Below are 18,513 nucleotides of genomic sequence, written 5' to 3' on the forward strand. Positions count from 1 at the left end.
CCTACGATGAAATCCGACACTTTTGCCTTACGTTCGCGGCAAGCGATCCGCGTATTGATTACCCTGCTGGTGACGCTGGCGGCCATTTGGGCGGTATTGCAGCTATGGGATCATTATGAACTGGCCCCCTGGACCCGGGACGGCCGGGTGCGCGCCAACGTGGTGCCCATCGCGCCGGATGTTTCCGGCCTGGTGACCGAGGTGGCGGTGCATGATAACCAGCGCGTGGCGGCCGGCGCATTGTTATTCGTGGTGGATCGCAGCCGCTATGAACTGGCGGTGCGGCAGGCGGAAGTCGGCCTTAACTCCCAGCGCATCGCCATCGCCCAGGCCCAGCGCGAGGACAAGCGCAATGCCCAGTTGGGCACGCTGATCCCGCAGGAGGAACGGGAACGCACCCGCACCCAGCTCGACCAGGCGCAAAACGCCCTGGCCCAGGCCGAGGTCGCGCTGGACAGCGCCCGGCTGAACCTGCAGCGGGCCCAGGTGCGTTCGCCGGTCGACGGCATGGTGACCAATCTTGATCTGCGCCAGGGCAGCTATGCCACCACCGGCAAACCGGTGATGGCGCTGGTGGATACCGGATCGTTTTACGTCGAGGGTTATTTTGAGGAAACCAAGCTGCCGCGCATTCACCTTGGCGATCCGGTCCGGGTTATCCCCATGGGCGGCAATGGGCCGTTCAAGGGTACGGTGGAAAGCATCGCCGCCGGCATTGCCGAACGCGATCGGCTGACCGGCGATAACCTGCTGCCCAGCGTGAACCCGACCTTTAACTGGGTAAGGCTGGCGCAGCGTATCCCCGTACGGGTGAAAATCGGCGCTTTAGCGCCGGATCAGCGGCTGGTGGCCGGCGAGACGGTTACCGTGGAGGTGGCGGGGTCGTCCAGCGGCATCATTAACCTCCATCCCGTCGCGCAAGGACGCTAGCCATGCCGATGCAAGCCATGATTGCCGGATATCAAAAATTTCCGTTCGGGCCGGCCTGCGCCATAGTGCTGGCCCTGGCCGGCCTGAACGCCTGCTCGTTACAACCGGTCGGGCCGGACTACCGGGCTCCCGCATCAACGCTGGTCACCCGCGCCGGCAGCCTGCCGCTGGCGGATGATAAAACGAACGCCCCGGCGCAGGCCGGAGCCGCGCCGGCCAGCGCCCAACCGCTGCCGGACCGCTGGTGGCAGCTTTACCGGGATGCCAGGCTTGACCGCCTGGTGGCCCAGGCGCTGGCGCGTAATACCGATCTGCGTGTCGCCATGGCCAATCTTGAGCGGGAGCAGGCCTTGCTCGGGGAAGCCGGCAGCGCGCAAAATCCCACGCTCGGCGTTAACGCCAGGCCTTATTACGGCCATCCGTCCGGGCTGTCCGAATTGCAGCCGGGTTATGTGCCGGATAACGCCTGGCACTACGACAGCGGCCTGAACTTGTCCTATCAGCTGGATTTGTTCGGCCAGATCCAGCGCGCCATCGAGGCCGCCAACGCCGACAGCGAGGCGGCCCGGGCGGCCCTTGATCTGGTCAGAATCAACGTGGCGGCGAACACCGCCCGCGCCTATGCCGAGATCTGCGCCACCGGCCTGCGGCTGCAAACCGCCCGGCGTTCTATCGACCTGCAGCGTCAATCGGTGGCGTTAACCGGCCGGCTGCTACAGGCGGGCCGCACCGGTGAACTGGATACCGTACGCGCCCGCGCGCAGTTGCAACAGCTCGCGGCTACCCTGCCGCCCCTGCTGGCCCAGCGCCAGAACGCGCTCTACCGTCTGGCCACCCTTACCGGGGCGCTGCCGCAGGATTTTCCGCGTGATGTCGCCGACTGCGTGACGCCGCCCCGCCTCAGCCGGCTTATCCCGATGGGGGACGGCGCCGCGCTCCTGCGCCGCCGTCCGGATATCCGCCAGAACGAGCGTCAGTTGGCCGCCGCCACCGCCCGGGTCGGCGTGGCGATGGCCGATCTCTATCCCAAAATCACCCTGGGCCTGGCGGGCAGCTCCGCCGGCTTGATGAACGGCATCGGCGAAAAAGATACCTATGGCTGGAGCCTTGGGCCGCTGATTTCCTGGACGATCCCCAATAATGGCGTGGCGCAGGCGCGCATCGCCCAGTCCCAGGCGGCCACAAAAGCCAGTCTGGCCCGCTTTGACGGTTCCGTCCTGACCGCGCTGCGGGAAGTGGAGACCGCCCTGAATAATTACGCCCGGGAACTGGACCGCTACCAGGCGCTGCGCGCTGCGGGTAAAGAAACCCGTGACGTGGCGGAAAAAACCCGCCGGCTGTACGCCAGCGGCAAAATAGGCTATCTGGATGTACTGGACGCGGAACGCAGCCTGGCCGACAGCGACGCCGCCCTGGCGCAGTCGCAGGCGCAACTGGCCGACGATCAGGTGATGCTGTTCCGGGCGTTGGGCGGGGGCTGGGAAACAGCGCAGGGCGCGATAAAATAGAGGCGCACGCCCTGCCGCTAAGGGGTATTGATAAATTCCACCTCGACGGGCAAATGCGCGGGGCGCTGCTTAATCATATTCTTGCTAACGTCGATAAGCTCCAGGTCACGCGGCACGTTGGTCATAATGGCTTTCAATTTATTGTCGGCGATGAAAATCTTTTTTATGCCGGCGGGCAAGTTTTCAGATAGGGACTGGATATGGTTGTGGTTCAGGTTGATCAGCCGCAGCCCGGGCGGGAAGTGGGTGTTTGCCAACGTGGTGATATCATTATGCTGTAGCCCTATAAACCTTATTTTAGGTGGCCAGGTTGGCGGCAGTTCCATGATAAAGTTGTGGTTTGCCGACAAGGTAATCAGCGTTGGCGGCAATAGCCGCTGTATATCACTTATCTGGTTGTTATTGAGTTTCAGATGCAACAACTGGCTGAACTGCCATTGCTGGGGTATTTTGTTGATTAAATTAAAGCTAAGATCCAGATTGGTTAATTTGTGCGGTACTACCGCCATTCCCTGCGCTAAAATATTATTCGCGGCGCTGAAAATAGTTAACGTCTCCGGTAACCGGGGCAACTCGGTCAGAAAATTATGGTCCAGATAAAGACTTTTTAATTTTAGCTGGCTAATGTCGGGTAACGTGGTTAATTCATTATTATTAAGTTTTAACGACATCAATTTCCCATGGTTAATCAGGTTGACCATATTAATCTCGTTATAGCTGACGTCAAGTTCGGACAAGTTCGGCGCCTGCGTGGCGGGAAGTTTTTGTAACTGGTTGTGATGGGCGATAAGGGTTTCCAGCTTATCCGCCTGCACCCGGGGTAACAGGCTAAAACGATTATGGCTGATATCAAGGTGCGTTAAATTGGGCAGCGGAACGCCTTGAAAGTGTCGCAGCTCATTGTGGCTAAGCTTCAGTTTCACCACCTGTGGCGGTAATGCCGTGGGTAAAGACCTCAGGCCCAACCCCCTTAAATCAAGTTCCTTCAGGTTATCTCGCAGGCAGAACTGCAATGTTACCACCGCATTGCCGCGCTGTTCGTGGCTGCTCCCGCCGGCTGCCCATCGATGCCATATGTCATTGAAATGGGCATGTTCTTTTGCCAGGAGCAAATCGGATTGCCGGGGAAAAAGCGCCAGGACGCGATGAGCGTTATCCGCTACAGGAAAAGCAAGGCCGGTATGGCTTAATGTCCCCGGGTAGGAAGGACCCAGGATACGCTGTTGCATAGCAAGCGGCAGGTCAAGAATGCGACGCCATGTCACCGGCGCGGCGTTTTGCAACATCTCGCGCCCCCGGGCCGTTAATACCCCGTCCGGGCTTACATAGCCCCGCCATTGGCGTACAGAAATGCGCCACCGCGCGATAAGGGCCAGGGTAGTGGTTGGTAATGGACCGATGGCGTTTTCCACCCATGCCGCCAGGTGTTGGACCGTGACCCAGGCATAGGGCTGGCCGGCGGATGCGGCGGCGAATGCTTTCCCCGCCCCCGGCGCGCCCCGCCCGCCCATACCCTCTTCCAGAATGTTTCGCAACCGTTTGGCCATGGGCAAAGGCACCGACTGCAATATATTGCCAGGGGCTAACAGGTATTTTTTGCCGAAGGCTTCGCCGGTCTCGGGATTAAAACGGACATAAATGTCCTGGCCCGCCAGCTTATCGCCCCCGAGTTTTACCACCGGCAGTTCCTTGTCCAGCCCCGCCAGCCGAGCCATTATTACCGGTGTAGCGGGCGGCGGCGCCATTACCGGCGGTAGACGCTGTTCAAGCCCCAGGCGTATTTTTTGCCATACCGGTAGTCGGCCGTTCATGAATTCGGCGATGGAGACCAGCTGTTTAAACGTCCGGGCGGCGGCGAAGCCCGCCAGTTCAACGCCGGGATCCATGGCCCTGATGGCCGTCAGGCCAAGCGAAATCATGGCCTGGCGGTTCAGCTCGCGCGACGCCGGCAGCACGGCGAAGTGGACGACATCCGTTCCGGCCCGGCGCAGCGTTTCCCTGAATGACGCGCGCACAACCAGGGCGCCGAGGTTGGCGCGCAGGGCAACTATGCCGCCCATGGCGCCGCGTTGTGCAAATCGGGCCGATAGCGCCACGCCCTGCCCAGCCAGGGGAACCAGGGAAAACGCGTCCGTCAGGCAGGGTATGATCGCCTCCCTGCGCCCATCGTCGAGGCCCGTTAAGCAATCATGAAACGGAACCAGTGACAGCAGGAATTTTTGTGTTTTTTCCCATGACGTTTCTTCAAAACCGAATTGATGCAGTTGGTCTAACAGCCGCTGCTTATGCCGCATGACCAAATTTTCGATCAACGGCCCCAGCGTATCGCCGGCACTTTTCATCAGCGGCGCGTTGACGGCCTTCTCATTAATTTCCAACTGATAGTCCGGATCTTTTCTCGCCGTCGTGGGGTCCGTCATCAGCGCATAATAATGTGCCGTTATCTTATCCACGCGCTCAAGGCTATAACCCGCTTGCGAGGGTCGCAGGGCAAAAATCCGTATTTCGCTCCCCACGGACGCGGCCAGCAGGTCTACCTCGGGCAATAGCGCGATGGAATAAGCGTGTCGGGGAATATGCCTTGCGCCCATGATATACTTCAGGCTTTTAAAGGCGCTGAATTTTGCCGATATTAACCTCACCGCTGCGCCGGCGATAAATTCAGACGCCACCGACGCCCGATCCTCCAGCAACCGCGACAGCATTAATGCGTCCACCACGGCGTATTTAGCGGCAATATCCTCATTTTGACTCTGGAACAGCGCCGTAGCCTGCGCCAGATCCGGCGACAATGCGGTACGGGTTTGGTATTTCCCCAGCGCCGAGAGTAAAATTTCCGCCGGATTATGGTCGTTTTTATATTTTTCGCCGGCGGCAAAGAACGCCTCGAGGGCAACAGAGGAGGCATTCGTCCCATGGAAGATATTTTCCACCTGCCGTTCTGTCGCCGGAAACCTTTGTTGCCGGCTATAAAAAATCCTGGCCGGCGCGTCAAATAAAAACAACACTTCGGCATCAATCACCGCGGCGCTTAGCATCTCTTCCAGCGAATACCCTAGCTGGAGCAATTCTTCTTTCGACAGGAGAGAACCGTCCAGCGCCAGGCTGTCGGCATAACGCAGCCCGGCATGCAAATAGACCCATTCCACGCTGCCAACATCCATGCCGGCAAAAGGCGCGGTTTCGTTATAAAACCGCAAGGTCGGCATGTCGGCAAAGACCACATTGTCCAGGATATAGCGCTGGGCGGATTGGCTTAACGCCTGGCCCGCGTCCGGGGAAGCCGCGTCCTCTTGCGCCGTGGCGGGGGCCGCCAGCTCAGCTTCGATGGCGGAAAATATGTGCCTTATGGCCGTGCGCGAGGGGGGATTTTCATCGTCGCCGGACCTGTCGCACACCAGGGCGCGGGCAATAAACTCGCCGATGCCGGGTTTAAAGACCACCGCATCCAGCCACTGGTTGAAAATACGCTGCTGCTGTTTTTCAGATAATAGCTCCGCGCGATACGATCCAAAATCACCCGACGGCTTGCTCAGTTCCCTGGCCAGGCTGGGTAATATGCCGGGATTATCCTGTAAAGAATCAATACATCGGTTGATCAAGGGGTAAATATGATTGGCGACATCGTCAACGGCGGCGAGACGTTCTTTTATCAGCCACGCCGTAATCCGGCGGGTTTGCGCTTTCACTTTATTGGCCGCCGGATCATCCACGCCGGACGGGCCGCGCAAGTTTATGCCATGATCATGCCTGGTTTTTAATGCCGCATGCCGACGCTGGCGCCGCGCGAGCGTGGAGCGGTCGGCGATTACGTCACCGCGCCCCATTTCGGCGTCGCCGGATTTTATCCACGCCGGTTTGACCATGGCGGGCAATATGCCACCCTCACCCGCTTTCGCATCGATTCGGGCGAGAATAAGGCTGGCGTGCCAATAATGGCGGCGATCGCCGGCGTTCCCCGTCTGGCGTTCAGCGGCGAGCGGGGCAGCCGGCGATACCGGCGAATGTGTGTTCTTTTTATGCGCCACCGGCGGCAAAATGCGGGTCGACGTATGAGCCGTGATATTCGTTATAAATAGCAAACTTTGCAGCAGCAGATCCGCGCGCGCGCGTTTAAGCGGGTCGCCGGGGTGCTCGGATAAATAGCGAATGATTTGACGCTGATATTTTTGATCCGCAACGGTAATGGCGGTTTTATTATGATAAATACCAATGCAACTTCTGCTGGCAAGGGGACATTGCGGCATAATTAACTCCGGCAGCGGACATTAAAGAACCTTGGGATATTGATTATAACAGGGGGGAACCTCAATATTACCTAGCGGGACACTGTAAATTAAGTGATTTCATTATCAGAGCCCATAAATAAAAATATTATATTTGTTTTAATGAAAGTAGTGTGAAGATAAGTAATTAATAAAATACTTCCCTAAGACGCGTCACGCCGTCATTCGCCTTTTACTGGCATCGGCGCGGCGCATTGATATATGCCGCGCGCCGATGCCTGCAAATATTGCACCCGGCGGGAGGCGCTAGGCTTTATTCGCCTCGTTTAGGCGCTTGCGGCGATTTTCGCCCTGGCGCTCCAGCATCCAGCCGGGATATTCCGCCGGCAGGGCGCTGACCTTATCCAGCCGGGCCAGTTCATCCGGCGACAGGGTGATGGCGGTGGCGGCGATATTGTCTTCCAACTGCTCGATTTTTTTCGCCCCGATGATAACGCTGGTCACCACCGGCTGATGCAGCAGCCAGGCCAGGGCGATCTGCGCCACCGACACCCCTTTGGCATCGCCGATTTCGCGCATGACGTCAATACAGTCATACGCGCGTTCCTTATCAACCGGCGGAAAATCAAAGGTGGTGCGGCGGCTGCCTTCCACCCCGGCGGTATGGCGGTCGTATTTGCCGCTTAGCAAGCCGCCGGCCAAGGGGCTCCAGGTCAGCAGGCCGACCTTCTCGCTTTGCAGCAACGGCACCAGTTCCCGTTCCAGGTCCCGGCCGGCGATAGTGTAGTAGGCCTGCAGCGATTCAAACCTCGCCAATCCCAGGCGCGCGGAGATGCCCAGCGCCTTCATGATCTGCCACGCGCTCCAGTTGGAGACGCCGATATAACGCACATGCCCGTGCTGCACCAGATTATCCAGGGCATACAGCGTTTCCTCGATTGGCGTGGCAGGGTCGAAGCCGTGCACCTGGTAGAGATCGATATGATCAAGCTGCAGGCGCTTCAGGCTGGCCTTCACGCCCTCCATAATATGAAAGCGCGACAGTCCCGAGGAATTCACGCCCTGGGTGCCGCTGGCGCCGAAGACCTTGGTGGCCACCACCACGTCTTCCCGCGCCACCTTCAGGTTTTTCAGGGCCTGGCCGGTAATGGTTTCCGACCGGCCTTCCGAATAGACGTTGGCGGTATCGATAAAATTGATGCCGGCGTCCAGGGAGCGGCCGATAAGCCGTTCGGCGTCCGCCTGCTGCAGGTTGCCGATCTGTCCCCACATGCCGCCCTCGCCGCCAAAGGTCATGGTGCCCAGGCAGAGCTCGGAAACAAATAAACCGGTATTGCCGAATGTGCTGTAACGCATAATTCCTCCGAAAAAAAATCTCCCCGCCGTGGCCCGCCGCAACATGGACATCCGTGTTTAAATTAAACAAATGCGACGCGCATCAGCGGCAGGCACGGCAGGGAGGGAACAGAGAGGGGATGGATAACAGAACGCGGGGCCGGTGGTAGCGCGCCTACGCTTTGCCGATCCTGAGTATAGACCAGATTAATTTATACCGGATCACGCCGGTAAGCATGGCGGTTTAAGTAACTTTTTGTGTTTTTGTCAGGGGCGGTGCCGGCAGTGTGACGTCGATCCCTCTATTTTCCTTATTAATGACTATTCTGAAAATACTTTATATTCAATAGAATATATTTACCTGCATATAATTGGCATCGGTTTTTTTAGGAAAATATCAATGAAAAGAACACTCCCCGGTTATGCCCTTGGCCTGCTGGCGCTGCAATGTGCCATGTCTTCCGCCCCCCTGCGGGCAGCCGAAAACAACGCCCGGCTCCCCGCGGGTTATACCCTGGAGCAAGTGGTGGCGCTCAGCCGCCACGGTATCCGCGCGCCGCTGGTGAACTATGGCGACGCGCTGGCGGAAGCGACGCCGCAAAAATGGCCGGTATGGCAAACCGACGGCGGACTGCTCACCCCCAAGGGCGGCGAAGTGGAACAACATGTCGGCCGGTATTTCCGGCAATGGCTGGCGCAAACCGGCCTGCTTCCCAGGGAGGGTTGCCCCGCGGACCAGCAGGTGTTTATCTATGCCAACAGCCTGCCGCGCACCATTGATACCGCAAAAGCATTTATCGCCGGCGCCTTTCCCACCTGCGGCATTGACGTTACCCATCAGGCCGCCGTCGGCACCATGGATCCGACGTTTAATCCGATCATCACCGCCGAGGTGACCGATAGCTTTAAGCAAAACGCGCTGGATTCGGTTAACCGGCACGCGGGGGACGGCGGCATCGACGGCCTGAACCAGCGGCTGCAGCCGAACTACCGCCTGCTGGAAACCGTATTGGATTATCGGCAAAGCACGGTCTGCCTGCGGGACCATACCTGTGATCTTGCCGCGCAACCGTCGTCGGTGACGCTGACCACCGGCAGGGAACCGGGCATCAACGGCCCGCTGCGCACCGCCACCGGCGCCACCGATGCGTTTATGCTGCAATATTATGAAGGCTTTCCGCTTAAGGATGTCGCCTGGGGCAAAGTGACCACCGATAAGCAATGGCGGCAGTTGGAGACAATTAAAAACCTGTACCACGAAACGCTGTTCGGCTCGCCGGCCATTGCCGCCAATGCGGCCAAGCCCCTGCTGGGCTTTATCGCCGGCGCCCTGGATGTCCAGCCGGCGGCGGATGCCAATCAACAGGCCGCGCAGCGGGCGAAGCTGACGGTGCTGGCAGGTCATGATTCCAATATCGCCTCGCTCCTGGCGGCGCTGCGCACCGGCGATTATCAACTGCCGGGCCAGTTTGAACGCACCCCCATCAGCGGCGCCGTGGTATTTCAGCGCTGGCACGACGCTCGACACAATCGTGATCTGATGAAAATCGAATATGTGTATCCCACCGCCAGGCAAATTCGCAATACGCGTGCGCTGTCGCTTTCCGCGCCGCCGCAACGTGTCACTCTACATATTGCGGGATGTCCGGTGGATGCCCGCGGGTTCTGCCCGATGGCGCAGTTCAAACAGGCAGTACTCAAGGATTTACAGGGCTGACGCCGCAGGCGCGGCGGGAGGCAGTCACCCGGCGCCGCCCGGTGGCGCGGCGCCGGGATCGGTTTTAAGGGGGTAAGCATCATGGAAAACGCCAGACGCAAATCAACCGCGCCGCTGCTCTATGTTATCCGCAATCAACGCCTCACGCCCCCACCGCATTTGCTGGCCGGCGAGCGGGTGATCCTGTTTGACGGCGAATGCGTGTTATGCCAGCGGCTGGTGCGTTTTCTGATCCGCGCCGACCGGCGCAAAAAAATCCATCTGGCCACGGTGCAATCGCCGGCCGGCCAGGATCTTCTGCGCTGGGCCGGATTGCCCACCGATAACTTCAGCACCATCGCCTATATCGCCAACGGCGAGGTATCGACCCGCTCGACGGCCTTTTTCGCCGCCCTGGCCGAGCTTGGCTGGCCATGGCGCGCACTGCTGATCCTGCGTTTTTTCCCGCAGGTGATCAAAGACGGCATCTATAACGCCGTCGCCCGCAATCGCTATCGCTGGTTCGGCAAGCTGCCCGCCGGCACCCCGCCCCCCGATGACGGCCAGGGTCGTCGCTACCTGGATCACGGCAGGGGCTGAGGTGTTGCGCTTTACCCGTTGCCATGGCTGAACCCGGGCGCCGTAATGTCATAACAAGTTACCGGCATTAACATCCGCGCGCACTATTTATGAAGGATACCTTTGTAGTTTACCTGTATATCTGCTATTCATTCCGTTATGAAAACCCAATTGCTACCCAACGATGCCGATGCCGCGCGTACCTTGACCCTGGTCAGGGATTTTCGTGTCCTGATCGGCCAGCTGAAACGCCGGCTGCGCGAGGAAACTCGGCCGGGCGGACTGACGCCGGCGCAAACTGCCGTTATTATCCGCCTGGAGCGCGAGGGCCCCATGACCGTCACCGGCCTTGCCCGGTGCGAGGGCATGCGCCCGCAATCCATGGGCGCCACCGTGGCCGCCCTGCAAACGGCCGGACTGGTCGGCGCCACGGCGGACCCGGCCGACGGACGGCAGACCTTGCTCTCATTGACCGACGCCTGCCGGCAGTGGGTTGCCGACAATCGGGCGGCCCGGGAGGACTGGTTGTTCCAGGCCGTGCGGTCCAAATTCTCGCCGCAGGAACAGCGGGAACTGGCCAACGCGGTAGCATTGCTTCAACGCCTTGTCGACGACCCGCGCCCATGACCGGCCCAGGCGGTACGGCCACGGGGATGTTCCGTTCATTACGCAATGTCAATTACCGGATATGGGCCGGCGGCGCGCTGGTGTCCAATATCGGTACCTGGATGCAGCGCACCGCACAGGACTGGCTGGTGCTGACGCAACTTACCCATAATAACGCCACCGCCGTCGGGGTGGTGATGGCGCTGCAGTTTGGCCCGCAGATCCTGCTGCTGCCCCTGACGGGATTCGCCGCCGATTATGTCGACCGGCGAAAACTCCTGATCGCCACCCAGGCGTCCATGGGCATCTTGGCTCTGGCACTGGGTCTCCTGACGGTGACCGGGTTGGTGCAGTTATGGCACGTCTATGTATTTGCGTTCTTACTGGGCTGCGCCACGGCGTTCGACGCGCCGGCGCGCCAGACATTTGTCGCCGAGCTGGTGGCGCAAGCCGACCTGCCGAATGCGGTAGCGCTGAACTCCACCTCGTTCAACACGGCGCGCATGGTCGGCCCGGCCCTTGCCGGGATACTGATTGCCGTGGTGGGATCGGGCTGGCTGTTTCTTATCAATGCCGCCTCCTTTATCGCCGTGCTGGGCTCGCTGCATGCCCTGCGTCACGGTGAACTGTATGCGCGCGACCGGACGATGCGCGCGCCGGGAAGCTTCGCCGGGGGATTTCGTTATGTCTGGGCCCGGCCGGAACTCAAGACCATCCTGCTGATGATCTTTTTAATGGGTACCTTCGGGCTGAATTTCCCTATTTTTATCGCCACCATGTCGGTCAGCGTATTTCATACCGGCGCCAGCCAGTACGGATTGTTAACCTCGACGATGGCATTTGGCTCGGTTATCGGCGCGCTGCTCGCCGCCCGGCGCGCCACCACCGGCATCTCACTGCTGTTCACCCATACCCTCATCTTTGGTCTCGGCCTGGCGCTTGCCGCCGTTATGCCCAATTATCTGCTGTTCAGCGTCATGCTGGTGTTTATCGGCGTGACGGCGCAAACGTTAACCACCTCGGCAATCAGCCTGATGCAACTGACCACCGAACCCGCCATGCGCGGGCGCGTTATGGCCATTTTCCTGGCCATCGCCCTGGGCGGCACCCCCATCGGCGCCCCGGCGGTGGGCTGGGTGGCCGACAGGTTCGGCCCGCGCTGGGCAATGGGCATCGGCGCCGCCGCGGGACTGGCCGCCGCGCTGGTCGGCATGTACTACTTGGTTAAATATCGTCACCTGCGCGTGCGTGTCGAACAGCGGCGCCTGCGCTTTATCCTCGACGACGATCCCCTGGCCGCGCCGCGTTAACCCGGCCAACGCGTTTAGCGTACCTCGCCATAACCCACCGGCGTCCAACGGTATCCCTGTTGCCCGTTTTCGCTGACATAACCGATGCCGGGAAAGGTGATATGGGCGCCGGCAATCAGTGTTCTCTGATGCGCCATCAGTTTTAACAGGCCGGCACGGGTTTTCACCGCCTGGGCGCCGTCGGCGTCAAACCCCACCGCCAGCTGCGGATGGGCGAACTGCAGGGCGGAGTAGTGCACGATGTCGCCCCAGAAAAAAATACGCTGCCCGCTTTGTTCCAGGACAAAACCGCTGTGTCCCGGCGTATGGCCGGGCAAGGCAATGGGCTGCAGGCCGGGGAGCAGGTCTTTGCCGGCGGTAAAGGTTTTCAGTTTGCCTGCGTCTTTCAGCGGCGTCAGGATATCCCGCGCGCGCTGGAAACCCGCCTGCTGCGCCTGCGGCGCCTTGGCGGCCCGGCTTGCCGACAGCCAGTAGTCCACCTCCGGCTTAGCCGCCCAGACGGTGGCGTTCGGATAGGCCGGCCTGCCGTCGGCGGTCACCAGCCCGCCGATATGATCGCCATGCATATGGGTTAATAAAATAGTGTCCACCTGCTCCGGTGCGTATCCAGATGCCTTCAGATTGGCCATCACCTGACCGAAACCCGGGCCCAGCAGTTTGCCGCCGCCGCTGTCGATCAGGATCAGGTGTTCGCCGGTATTGATCAGAAAGCTGTTAACCGATCCGTTAACCACCTTGGGCGCGTCGCCGTCCACTTGCGCGACATAACGTTGCAATTCTTCAGGCGTGGCGTTTTTAAACAGGGTCAGGGGAAAGGTGGAGCTGCCGTCATACAGGGCGGTGACTTCCGCATTGCCGACCATAATCCGATAGTAGCCCGGGGCCTGGCTTTTGATCTGCGGCGTGGCGGCAGCCCAGGCAAACGGCATCATTGCCGCGGCGCAGAGCAGGAGAGCGGCGCGGGTAACGGCTTTAATCATCATGATAAGTCCTCCGGCGATGGGTTCAGGTAGTGAGAAGCCTTCCTACCTTACCTGCAATCGCTCACTTTTACATCAATATCATGACTAATCAATGCCCTATCCCTATGCCGGCGTGGCTTAGCGTGGGCCGACATCCCTAGGGAATACCGGCTTGCCATGCTGCCCAACGGCGCGCCTGCCGGGTGTACGGGCAACTATAGCCGGAAGGCCGCCCCGGTAAAGCGCCATGCGCGTGTTGCCTTCGCTACTGCGCCCGCTGTTGATGACTGGAGATAAACTGCCGGAAACGTTCGGACGGGTGGTGATTAAATAATTCCTCCGGCGTGCCCTGCGCCTCGATAGCGCCCTGATGCATAAACACCACTCGATTGGAAACGCCGCGGGCGAAACCCATTTCATGAGTGACCACCAGCATGGTGCGGCCCTCCTCCGCCAGCGCCCGCATGACCTTGAGCACCTCGCCCACAAGTTCTGGATCGAGCGCGGAAGTCGGCTCATCGAACAACATCACTTCCGGATCCATGGCCAGCGCGCGCGCAATGGCGACCCGCTGCTGCTGGCCGCCGGACATCTGGGACGGATAATAATTGCGGCGATCATATAACCCCACTTTCGCCAGCAGCTGTTCGCCCCGTTCGATACAGAGCTTGCGCGTTCGTTTCAGCACATGCTGTGGACCTTCGATCACATTTTGCAGCGCGGTCATATGGGGCCAAAGATTAAAATTCTGGAACACCATGCCGAGCCGGGCGCGGATCTTATCAATCTGGCGTCGATCGGCGGGCTGCTGATGCCCGCGCCGGTGTCGCTTCATGACGATGGTCTCGCCGCCAATGGCCACGGTGCCTTCATCCGGCGTTTCCAGCAAATTGATGCAGCGCAGAAAAGTGCTTTTGCCGGAGCCGCTGGCGCCCAATAGGGAAATCACCTCGCCCTGGCGCGCATCCAGCGATATGCCTTTTAATACTTCCTGGTCGCCAAAGGATTTGCGAATGCCGATCATCGACAGGGTTATGGGGGAAGGCATACGGCGGCTCCATCAGAAAATAACGCGAAGGTGGGACTTGTCTAGACAAGAGCAAGCAATTACAGGGCCAATAATGAGCACAAAAAACACTCATGGTAACCGTATGATTAATCATGTTATTCGTGGATTTTTTCCGGGATGGCAAACGTACGCGGCGGCTATACTTCCGCTTTTGGTGCAAGAGATGAGAGGAATGCACTACGGTGAGGCCCGGTCATAACGCATTGCGGCTCAGCGTGGCCCAAATGCCGCTGACCGGCCGCGCATCACGGCCCGGACGTTGAAAAAGGGCGGAGCTGCCCGCTCCGCCCTATGCGCTGCCGGTGCAAGCAACGCGGTTCCGTCAGCTCATCTGGCGGTCGTCGACATACTTACGCTTGTCGGGAGGCGGCGGAAAATACTGGTACAGCCAGGTTTCGCTCAGCACATTGCCGCGCGTGCGCAGGAACATGCGCAGCTCCACCGGGTCAATCGAATCGCTGTCCGGCGTCCAGTCGAACAGGATACGATACCCGTCCATCGGTTCGACAAACAGGATTTCGATATTATCGATCTTGCCGCGCGTGGGGGTAATCACCGGTTCTATCCCCTGGGACGCTGCGGCCTTGATGTCGCCGCCGACAAAATCGATGGCGAAGCGGCGCGCCCAGGTGGCGGGATAGTGCTCGCCCGGCGCCCAGCCTTCAGGGAATCCGCCCATGCCGGTACGGGTGGCCTTAACCCGCGCCAGGGGACTGCTGACCGGCGGTTCGCCGCTCCAGTACAGACGATAGCTGAAGCTGAGCTCTTGCCCGGCCTGGATAGGCTCGGCGGGTTGCCAAAAGCAGACGATATTGTCCAGGGTTTCGCCGGTGGTCGGGATCTCCAGCAGGTTGACCGACCCTTTGCCCCAGTCGCCCACCGGCTCTACCCACAGGCTGGGCCGCTTATTATACCAACCGATCACATCCTGGTAATTGTCAAAATCATGATCGAGCTGCAGCAGGCCGAACCCCTTGGGATTTTCATCAAGGTACTCGTTAAACTGCAGTCGCTGGGGATTATTCAGCGGGCGGCAGATCCATTCGCCGTTGCCGCGCCACATCGCCAGGCGATCGGAATCGTGGATTTGCGGATGGATGGTATCGCAGGTGCGCCGTTCGTTGGTGCCGCAGCTGAACATACTGGTTATCGGCGTCACGCCGAGCTGCTTGATGGCCGTGCGGGCATGGATATGTTTCTCGATATCCATTACCACCCGTTCGGCCTCGCAATGGATGACAAAACGATAGGCGCCGGTGGCGCTGGGGCTGTCGAGCAGCGCGTACAACGTAAAGGTGGTATCGGCGGGCTGCGGTTTATCGAACCAGAAAGCGACAAAATCAGGAAATACTTCCCGTTGATCGGTAAAGGTGTCGATGGCCAGCCCGCGCGCCGACAGGCCGTACTGATAGGTATCGTCCACCGCGCGGAAATAGCTGGCGCCAAGGAAGGAAACCACGTCGCGTCGGGTCAGCTCCGGCGCCTTATTGACTTTAAAACCGGCAAAACCCAGGTTATCGCGCCCCTGGAGCTGAGCGGTGTCCACCCCGGCGTTATGGTAGTTAAACAGCTCGGGCCGAAAATGGATCTCCTTGGCCAGATGGGCCTGCGGATCAACGGAATACATCCGCACCCGGCGCTTGAATCCCATGCCGACATGAAACAGATGCACATCCAGCTGACGGCCGGGGACGTCATGCCATAGCGAATGGTTGGCATCGTACTGGATATCGTTATAAGCCTGGGGAGTCAGTTCGGCCAGGGTCTTCGGCAGTTCTGCCGGAGGACCGCCAAAGGCCTGCCCCGCCAGATTGGCGGCCATGGTCTTCAGCGTGGAAAAATCAAACGCGGTTGCGCTGCCGTCGGCGACGGTGTCGGCGGCCTGCGCCGAGCGCACGAATAATGATGCCATGGCGGGCACGCCGCAATAGGCGGCCAGGGCCAATGAAGCTTTGATAAATGATCTTCGTTCCATGCCGGAAAAGGTTCCTATGACTGGCAGTATAGTGACCGCGCGGAGCCGTGCGCCGACAGGCGTCGCGGCGGGCTTCGGGCACTCGGCTCCTCCCGGGTTCGACTTTTTCGACAGCGGGCGGGATAAAAAATTCCACGGAAAAAAATTACAGCGCCAATGAGTTTACGGGAAATACGTCGCGGATGCGCGGGTTGGGCAAAAATATCTCTCTGCTTTGGGGTTAACGTAGCCATGAAGATAAATGAGACTTGGATCACTTTTTAAACCCCGGCGGCAATGTTAATAAAATGTTTTTGATTGCATGGGTTATTAATTATGTCTTCACCTGACTCCCACGCCGGGATTCACCAGGCCGGCATCATGACCGTCTTTCGCGTCACCAGCGGCAACTTCCTGGAAATGTACGATTTTATGGTCTTCGGCTATTACGCCAGCGCCATCGCCGCGGCGTTTTTCCCGAATAATAATCCGTTCGCCTCGTTAATGATGACCCTGATGACCTTCGGCGCCGGGTTCCTGATGCGCCCGCTGGGCGCCCTGGTGCTTGGGGCCTATATCGACCGCCACGGCCGCCGCAAGGGGCTGTTGCTTACCCTGGCGCTGATGGCGTTCGGCACCCTGACCATCGCCTGCGTGCCCGGCTACGCCACCCTGGGCGTGGCGGCGCCGGCGCTGGTGCTGCTGGGACGCCTGCTGCAAGGGTTTTCCGCCGGCGTGGAGCTGGGCGGCGTATCGGTTTACCTGGCCGAGATCGCCCCGCCGGGCAAGAAGGGCTTTTATGTCAGTTGGCAATCCGCCAGCCAGCAGGTGGCGGTTATCTTTGCCGCCCTGCTCGGCGTGGCGCTGCATCATCTGTTTGGCGAGGCCGTCATGGCGGCCTGGGGCTGGCGGGTACCGTTTTTTATCGGTTGCCTGATTGTGCCGGTGCTGTTCTGGATCCGGCGCATGCTGGAGGAAACCAATGCATTCAAACAGCGCCCCCACCATCCCCATACCGCCGATATCATGCGCTCAATGGCGGAAAACTGGCGGCTGGTGCTGGTGGGCATGTTTATGGTGACCACCACCACCGTGGCGTTTTATATGATCACCGCCTTTACGCCCACCTATGGCAAAAGCGTGCTGCATTTCAGCGAGCAGCAAAGTTTTATCGTCACGATGTGCGTCGGCGTTTCCAATCTGTTCTGGCTGCCGGTCATGGGCGCCATGTCGGATAAAATCGGCCGGCGGCCGCTGTTGCTGGCCTGTAGCGCCCTGATGTTGCTGACCGCTTATCCAGTGCTGCACTGGCTGGTGGTCGCCCCGGCGTTCGGCCGGCTGATGATGGCCCAGCTGTGGCTGTCTTTTCTCTACGCCAGCTATAACGCCGCCATGGTGGTCACGCTTGCCGAAGTCATGCCGGCCGACGTGCGCGCCACCGGTTTCTCCATGGCCTACAGCCTGGCGACGGCCATTTTCGGCGGTTTTACGCCGGCGGTTTCCAGCTATCTCATCCATGCCAGCGGCGATAAGGCCATGCCGGGGGCCTGGCTGTCGCTGGCAGCGCTGCTGGGCCTTATCGCGGCGCTGTTGTTGCCGAAGATGCGTCGCTACGGCGCGGTGTTCCGACGTGCACGGGCCATGCCGGCGGGCGTGGGACAAAATGACTAGCCGGGGCCAAAATGCGGCGGTACCCTGTTTTGCTTATGGCGTCGATAAGAGAAAGCGGCTACCCGGCGCGGAATTTCTGCATTATGCTGAACGCCTGATGTATTTGATTGACAGGCCGATAACGTGTCCATTACCCCCTTAAGCATCACCGACGCCACCGACGCGGATATGACCGCCATCCAGGCGATATACGCCTGGCATGTCCTGCACGGCATCGCCTCTTTCGAGACCGAACCACCCTGCCTGGCGGACATGGCGGCGCGGCGCGCCGGCGTGTTGGCGAAGGGATTGCCCTGGCTGGCGGCAAGGCTCGACGGTCGGGTGGTCGGCTACTGTTACCTGGGATTATATCGTCCGCGCCATGCCTACCGTTTTACCGTGGAGGACTCGGTCTATATTCATCCGGAAATGGGCGGCCAGGGAATAGGTTATGCCCTGCTGGCCGAGGCCATCGAGCGGGCGCAGCGGGGCGGCTGGCGCCAGATGCTGGCGGTTATCGGCGACAGCGGCAATATTGGTTCCATTCGTCTGCACGAAAAACTGGGATTCCGGCTTATCGGCACCCTGGCCGCCGTTGGGTTTAAGCATGGCCGCTGGGTCGACACGCTGCTGATGCAGCGGCCGCTGGGTGAAGGACAGGATACCTTGCCCGGGCCGGCCGCATAGC

General features: G+C 59.8%; 13 protein-coding genes. 8 read left to right on the forward strand and 5 right to left on the reverse strand.

Annotated elements, in window-relative coordinates:
* The first annotated feature begins 6 nt into the window (after window positions 1-6).
* Window positions 7-930: an efflux RND transporter periplasmic adaptor subunit gene (locus ABUK12_RS13340; RefSeq protein WP_410012305.1), complete on the forward strand. Its 924-nt coding sequence runs from the start codon at window positions 7-9 to the stop codon at window positions 928-930.
* A gap of 2 nt (window positions 931-932) precedes the next feature.
* The gene (locus ABUK12_RS13345; protein ID WP_410012306.1) at window positions 933-2,438 is read left to right on the forward strand and encodes an efflux transporter outer membrane subunit; all 1,506 of its coding nucleotides are present in this window, start codon (window positions 933-935) and stop codon (window positions 2,436-2,438) included.
* A gap of 17 nt (window positions 2,439-2,455) precedes the next feature.
* Here the strand turns inward: ABUK12_RS13345 and ABUK12_RS13350 are convergent, their stop codons facing one another.
* Window positions 2,456-6,685: a hypothetical protein gene (locus ABUK12_RS13350; protein ID WP_410012307.1), complete on the reverse strand. Its 4,230-nt coding sequence runs from the start codon at window positions 6,683-6,685 to the stop codon at window positions 2,456-2,458.
* A 285-nt stretch (window positions 6,686-6,970) separates the two neighbouring features.
* Window positions 6,971-8,020 carry an aldo/keto reductase gene (locus ABUK12_RS13355; RefSeq protein WP_410012308.1) on the reverse strand — a complete coding sequence of 350 codons (1,050 nt, stop codon included), beginning with the start codon at window positions 8,018-8,020 and terminating at the stop codon, window positions 6,971-6,973.
* 379 nt (window positions 8,021-8,399) lie between these two features.
* Between ABUK12_RS13355 and agp the strand changes: the two genes are divergently transcribed.
* The 4 genes from agp to ABUK12_RS13375 all read left to right on the forward strand — a co-directional run bounded on the left by agp (window position 8,400) and on the right by ABUK12_RS13375 (window position 12,190).
* On the forward strand, window positions 8,400-9,716 hold the full coding sequence (agp, locus tag ABUK12_RS13360; RefSeq protein ID WP_410012310.1) for a bifunctional glucose-1-phosphatase/inositol phosphatase: 1,317 nt from the start codon (window positions 8,400-8,402) through the stop codon (window positions 9,714-9,716).
* Window positions 9,717-9,797: 81 nt separating this feature from the next.
* Window positions 9,798-10,295 (forward strand): thiol-disulfide oxidoreductase DCC family protein, encoded by a 498-nt coding sequence (locus tag ABUK12_RS13365; protein ID WP_410012311.1) that lies wholly within the window; start codon window positions 9,798-9,800, stop codon window positions 10,293-10,295.
* Between the two features lie 138 nt (window positions 10,296-10,433).
* A complete protein-coding gene (locus tag ABUK12_RS13370) occupies window positions 10,434-10,901 on the forward strand; it encodes a MarR family winged helix-turn-helix transcriptional regulator (protein WP_410012312.1) in 468 nt (155 codons plus the stop codon).
* Window positions 10,902-10,927: 26 nt separating this feature from the next.
* The gene (locus ABUK12_RS13375; RefSeq protein WP_410012313.1) at window positions 10,928-12,190 is read left to right on the forward strand and encodes an MFS transporter; all 1,263 of its coding nucleotides are present in this window, start codon (window positions 10,928-10,930) and stop codon (window positions 12,188-12,190) included.
* A 14-nt stretch (window positions 12,191-12,204) separates the two neighbouring features.
* Here ABUK12_RS13375 and ABUK12_RS13380 read toward each other — a convergent pair whose 3' ends face one another.
* From ABUK12_RS13380 to ABUK12_RS13390, 3 genes are all read right to left on the reverse strand, one after another.
* On the reverse strand, window positions 12,205-13,173 hold the full coding sequence (locus tag ABUK12_RS13380) for an MBL fold metallo-hydrolase (protein WP_410012314.1): 969 nt from the start codon (window positions 13,171-13,173) through the stop codon (window positions 12,205-12,207).
* A 244-nt stretch (window positions 13,174-13,417) separates the two neighbouring features.
* Window positions 13,418-14,200, reverse strand: coding sequence for an ABC transporter ATP-binding protein (locus ABUK12_RS13385; RefSeq protein ID WP_410012315.1), 783 nt, complete (start codon window positions 14,198-14,200; stop codon window positions 13,418-13,420).
* 343 nt (window positions 14,201-14,543) lie between these two features.
* Entirely contained in the window at window positions 14,544-16,196 is a 1,653-nt protein-coding gene (locus ABUK12_RS13390; protein WP_410012316.1) for a glucan biosynthesis protein D, read from the reverse strand.
* 315 nt (window positions 16,197-16,511) lie between these two features.
* On the opposite strand from ABUK12_RS13390, the gene ABUK12_RS13395 reads away from it, so the two are divergent.
* Together ABUK12_RS13395 and ABUK12_RS13400 are read left to right on the forward strand one after the other, a co-directional pair.
* Entirely contained in the window at window positions 16,512-17,846 is a 1,335-nt protein-coding gene (locus ABUK12_RS13395) for an MFS transporter (RefSeq protein ID WP_410012317.1), read from the forward strand.
* A gap of 123 nt (window positions 17,847-17,969) precedes the next feature.
* Window positions 17,970-18,512 (forward strand): N-acetyltransferase family protein, encoded by a 543-nt coding sequence (locus ABUK12_RS13400; RefSeq protein ID WP_410012318.1) that lies wholly within the window; start codon window positions 17,970-17,972, stop codon window positions 18,510-18,512.
* Window position 18,513: the final 1 nt, after the last annotated feature.

It is taken from the genome of Sodalis sp. C49, assembly GCF_046352915.1.
GTDB lineage: Bacteria > Pseudomonadota > Gammaproteobacteria > Enterobacterales > Enterobacteriaceae > Acerihabitans.

Bases quoted from the DNA above. Each gene is read 5' to 3' on its own strand.
- ABUK12_RS13340 (WP_410012305.1), top strand. From the start codon at position 7: ATGAAATCCGACACTTTTGCCTTACGTTCGCGGCAAGCGATCCGCGTA.
- ABUK12_RS13345 (WP_410012306.1), top strand. From the start codon at position 933: ATGCCGATGCAAGCCATGATTGCCGGATATCAAAAATTTCCGTTCGGG.
- ABUK12_RS13350 (WP_410012307.1), bottom strand. From the start codon at position 6,685: ATGCCGCAATGTCCCCTTGCCAGCAGAAGTTGCATTGGTATTTATCAT.
- ABUK12_RS13355 (WP_410012308.1), bottom strand. From the start codon at position 8,020: ATGCGTTACAGCACATTCGGCAATACCGGTTTATTTGTTTCCGAGCTC.
- agp (WP_410012310.1), top strand. From the start codon at position 8,400: ATGAAAAGAACACTCCCCGGTTATGCCCTTGGCCTGCTGGCGCTGCAA.
- ABUK12_RS13365 (WP_410012311.1), top strand. From the start codon at position 9,798: ATGGAAAACGCCAGACGCAAATCAACCGCGCCGCTGCTCTATGTTATC.
- ABUK12_RS13370 (WP_410012312.1), top strand. From the start codon at position 10,434: ATGAAAACCCAATTGCTACCCAACGATGCCGATGCCGCGCGTACCTTG.
- ABUK12_RS13375 (WP_410012313.1), top strand. From the start codon at position 10,928: ATGTTCCGTTCATTACGCAATGTCAATTACCGGATATGGGCCGGCGGC.
- ABUK12_RS13380 (WP_410012314.1), bottom strand. From the start codon at position 13,173: ATGATGATTAAAGCCGTTACCCGCGCCGCTCTCCTGCTCTGCGCCGCG.
- ABUK12_RS13385 (WP_410012315.1), bottom strand. From the start codon at position 14,200: ATGCCTTCCCCCATAACCCTGTCGATGATCGGCATTCGCAAATCCTTT.
- ABUK12_RS13390 (WP_410012316.1), bottom strand. From the start codon at position 16,196: ATGGAACGAAGATCATTTATCAAAGCTTCATTGGCCCTGGCCGCCTAT.
- ABUK12_RS13395 (WP_410012317.1), top strand. From the start codon at position 16,512: ATGTCTTCACCTGACTCCCACGCCGGGATTCACCAGGCCGGCATCATG.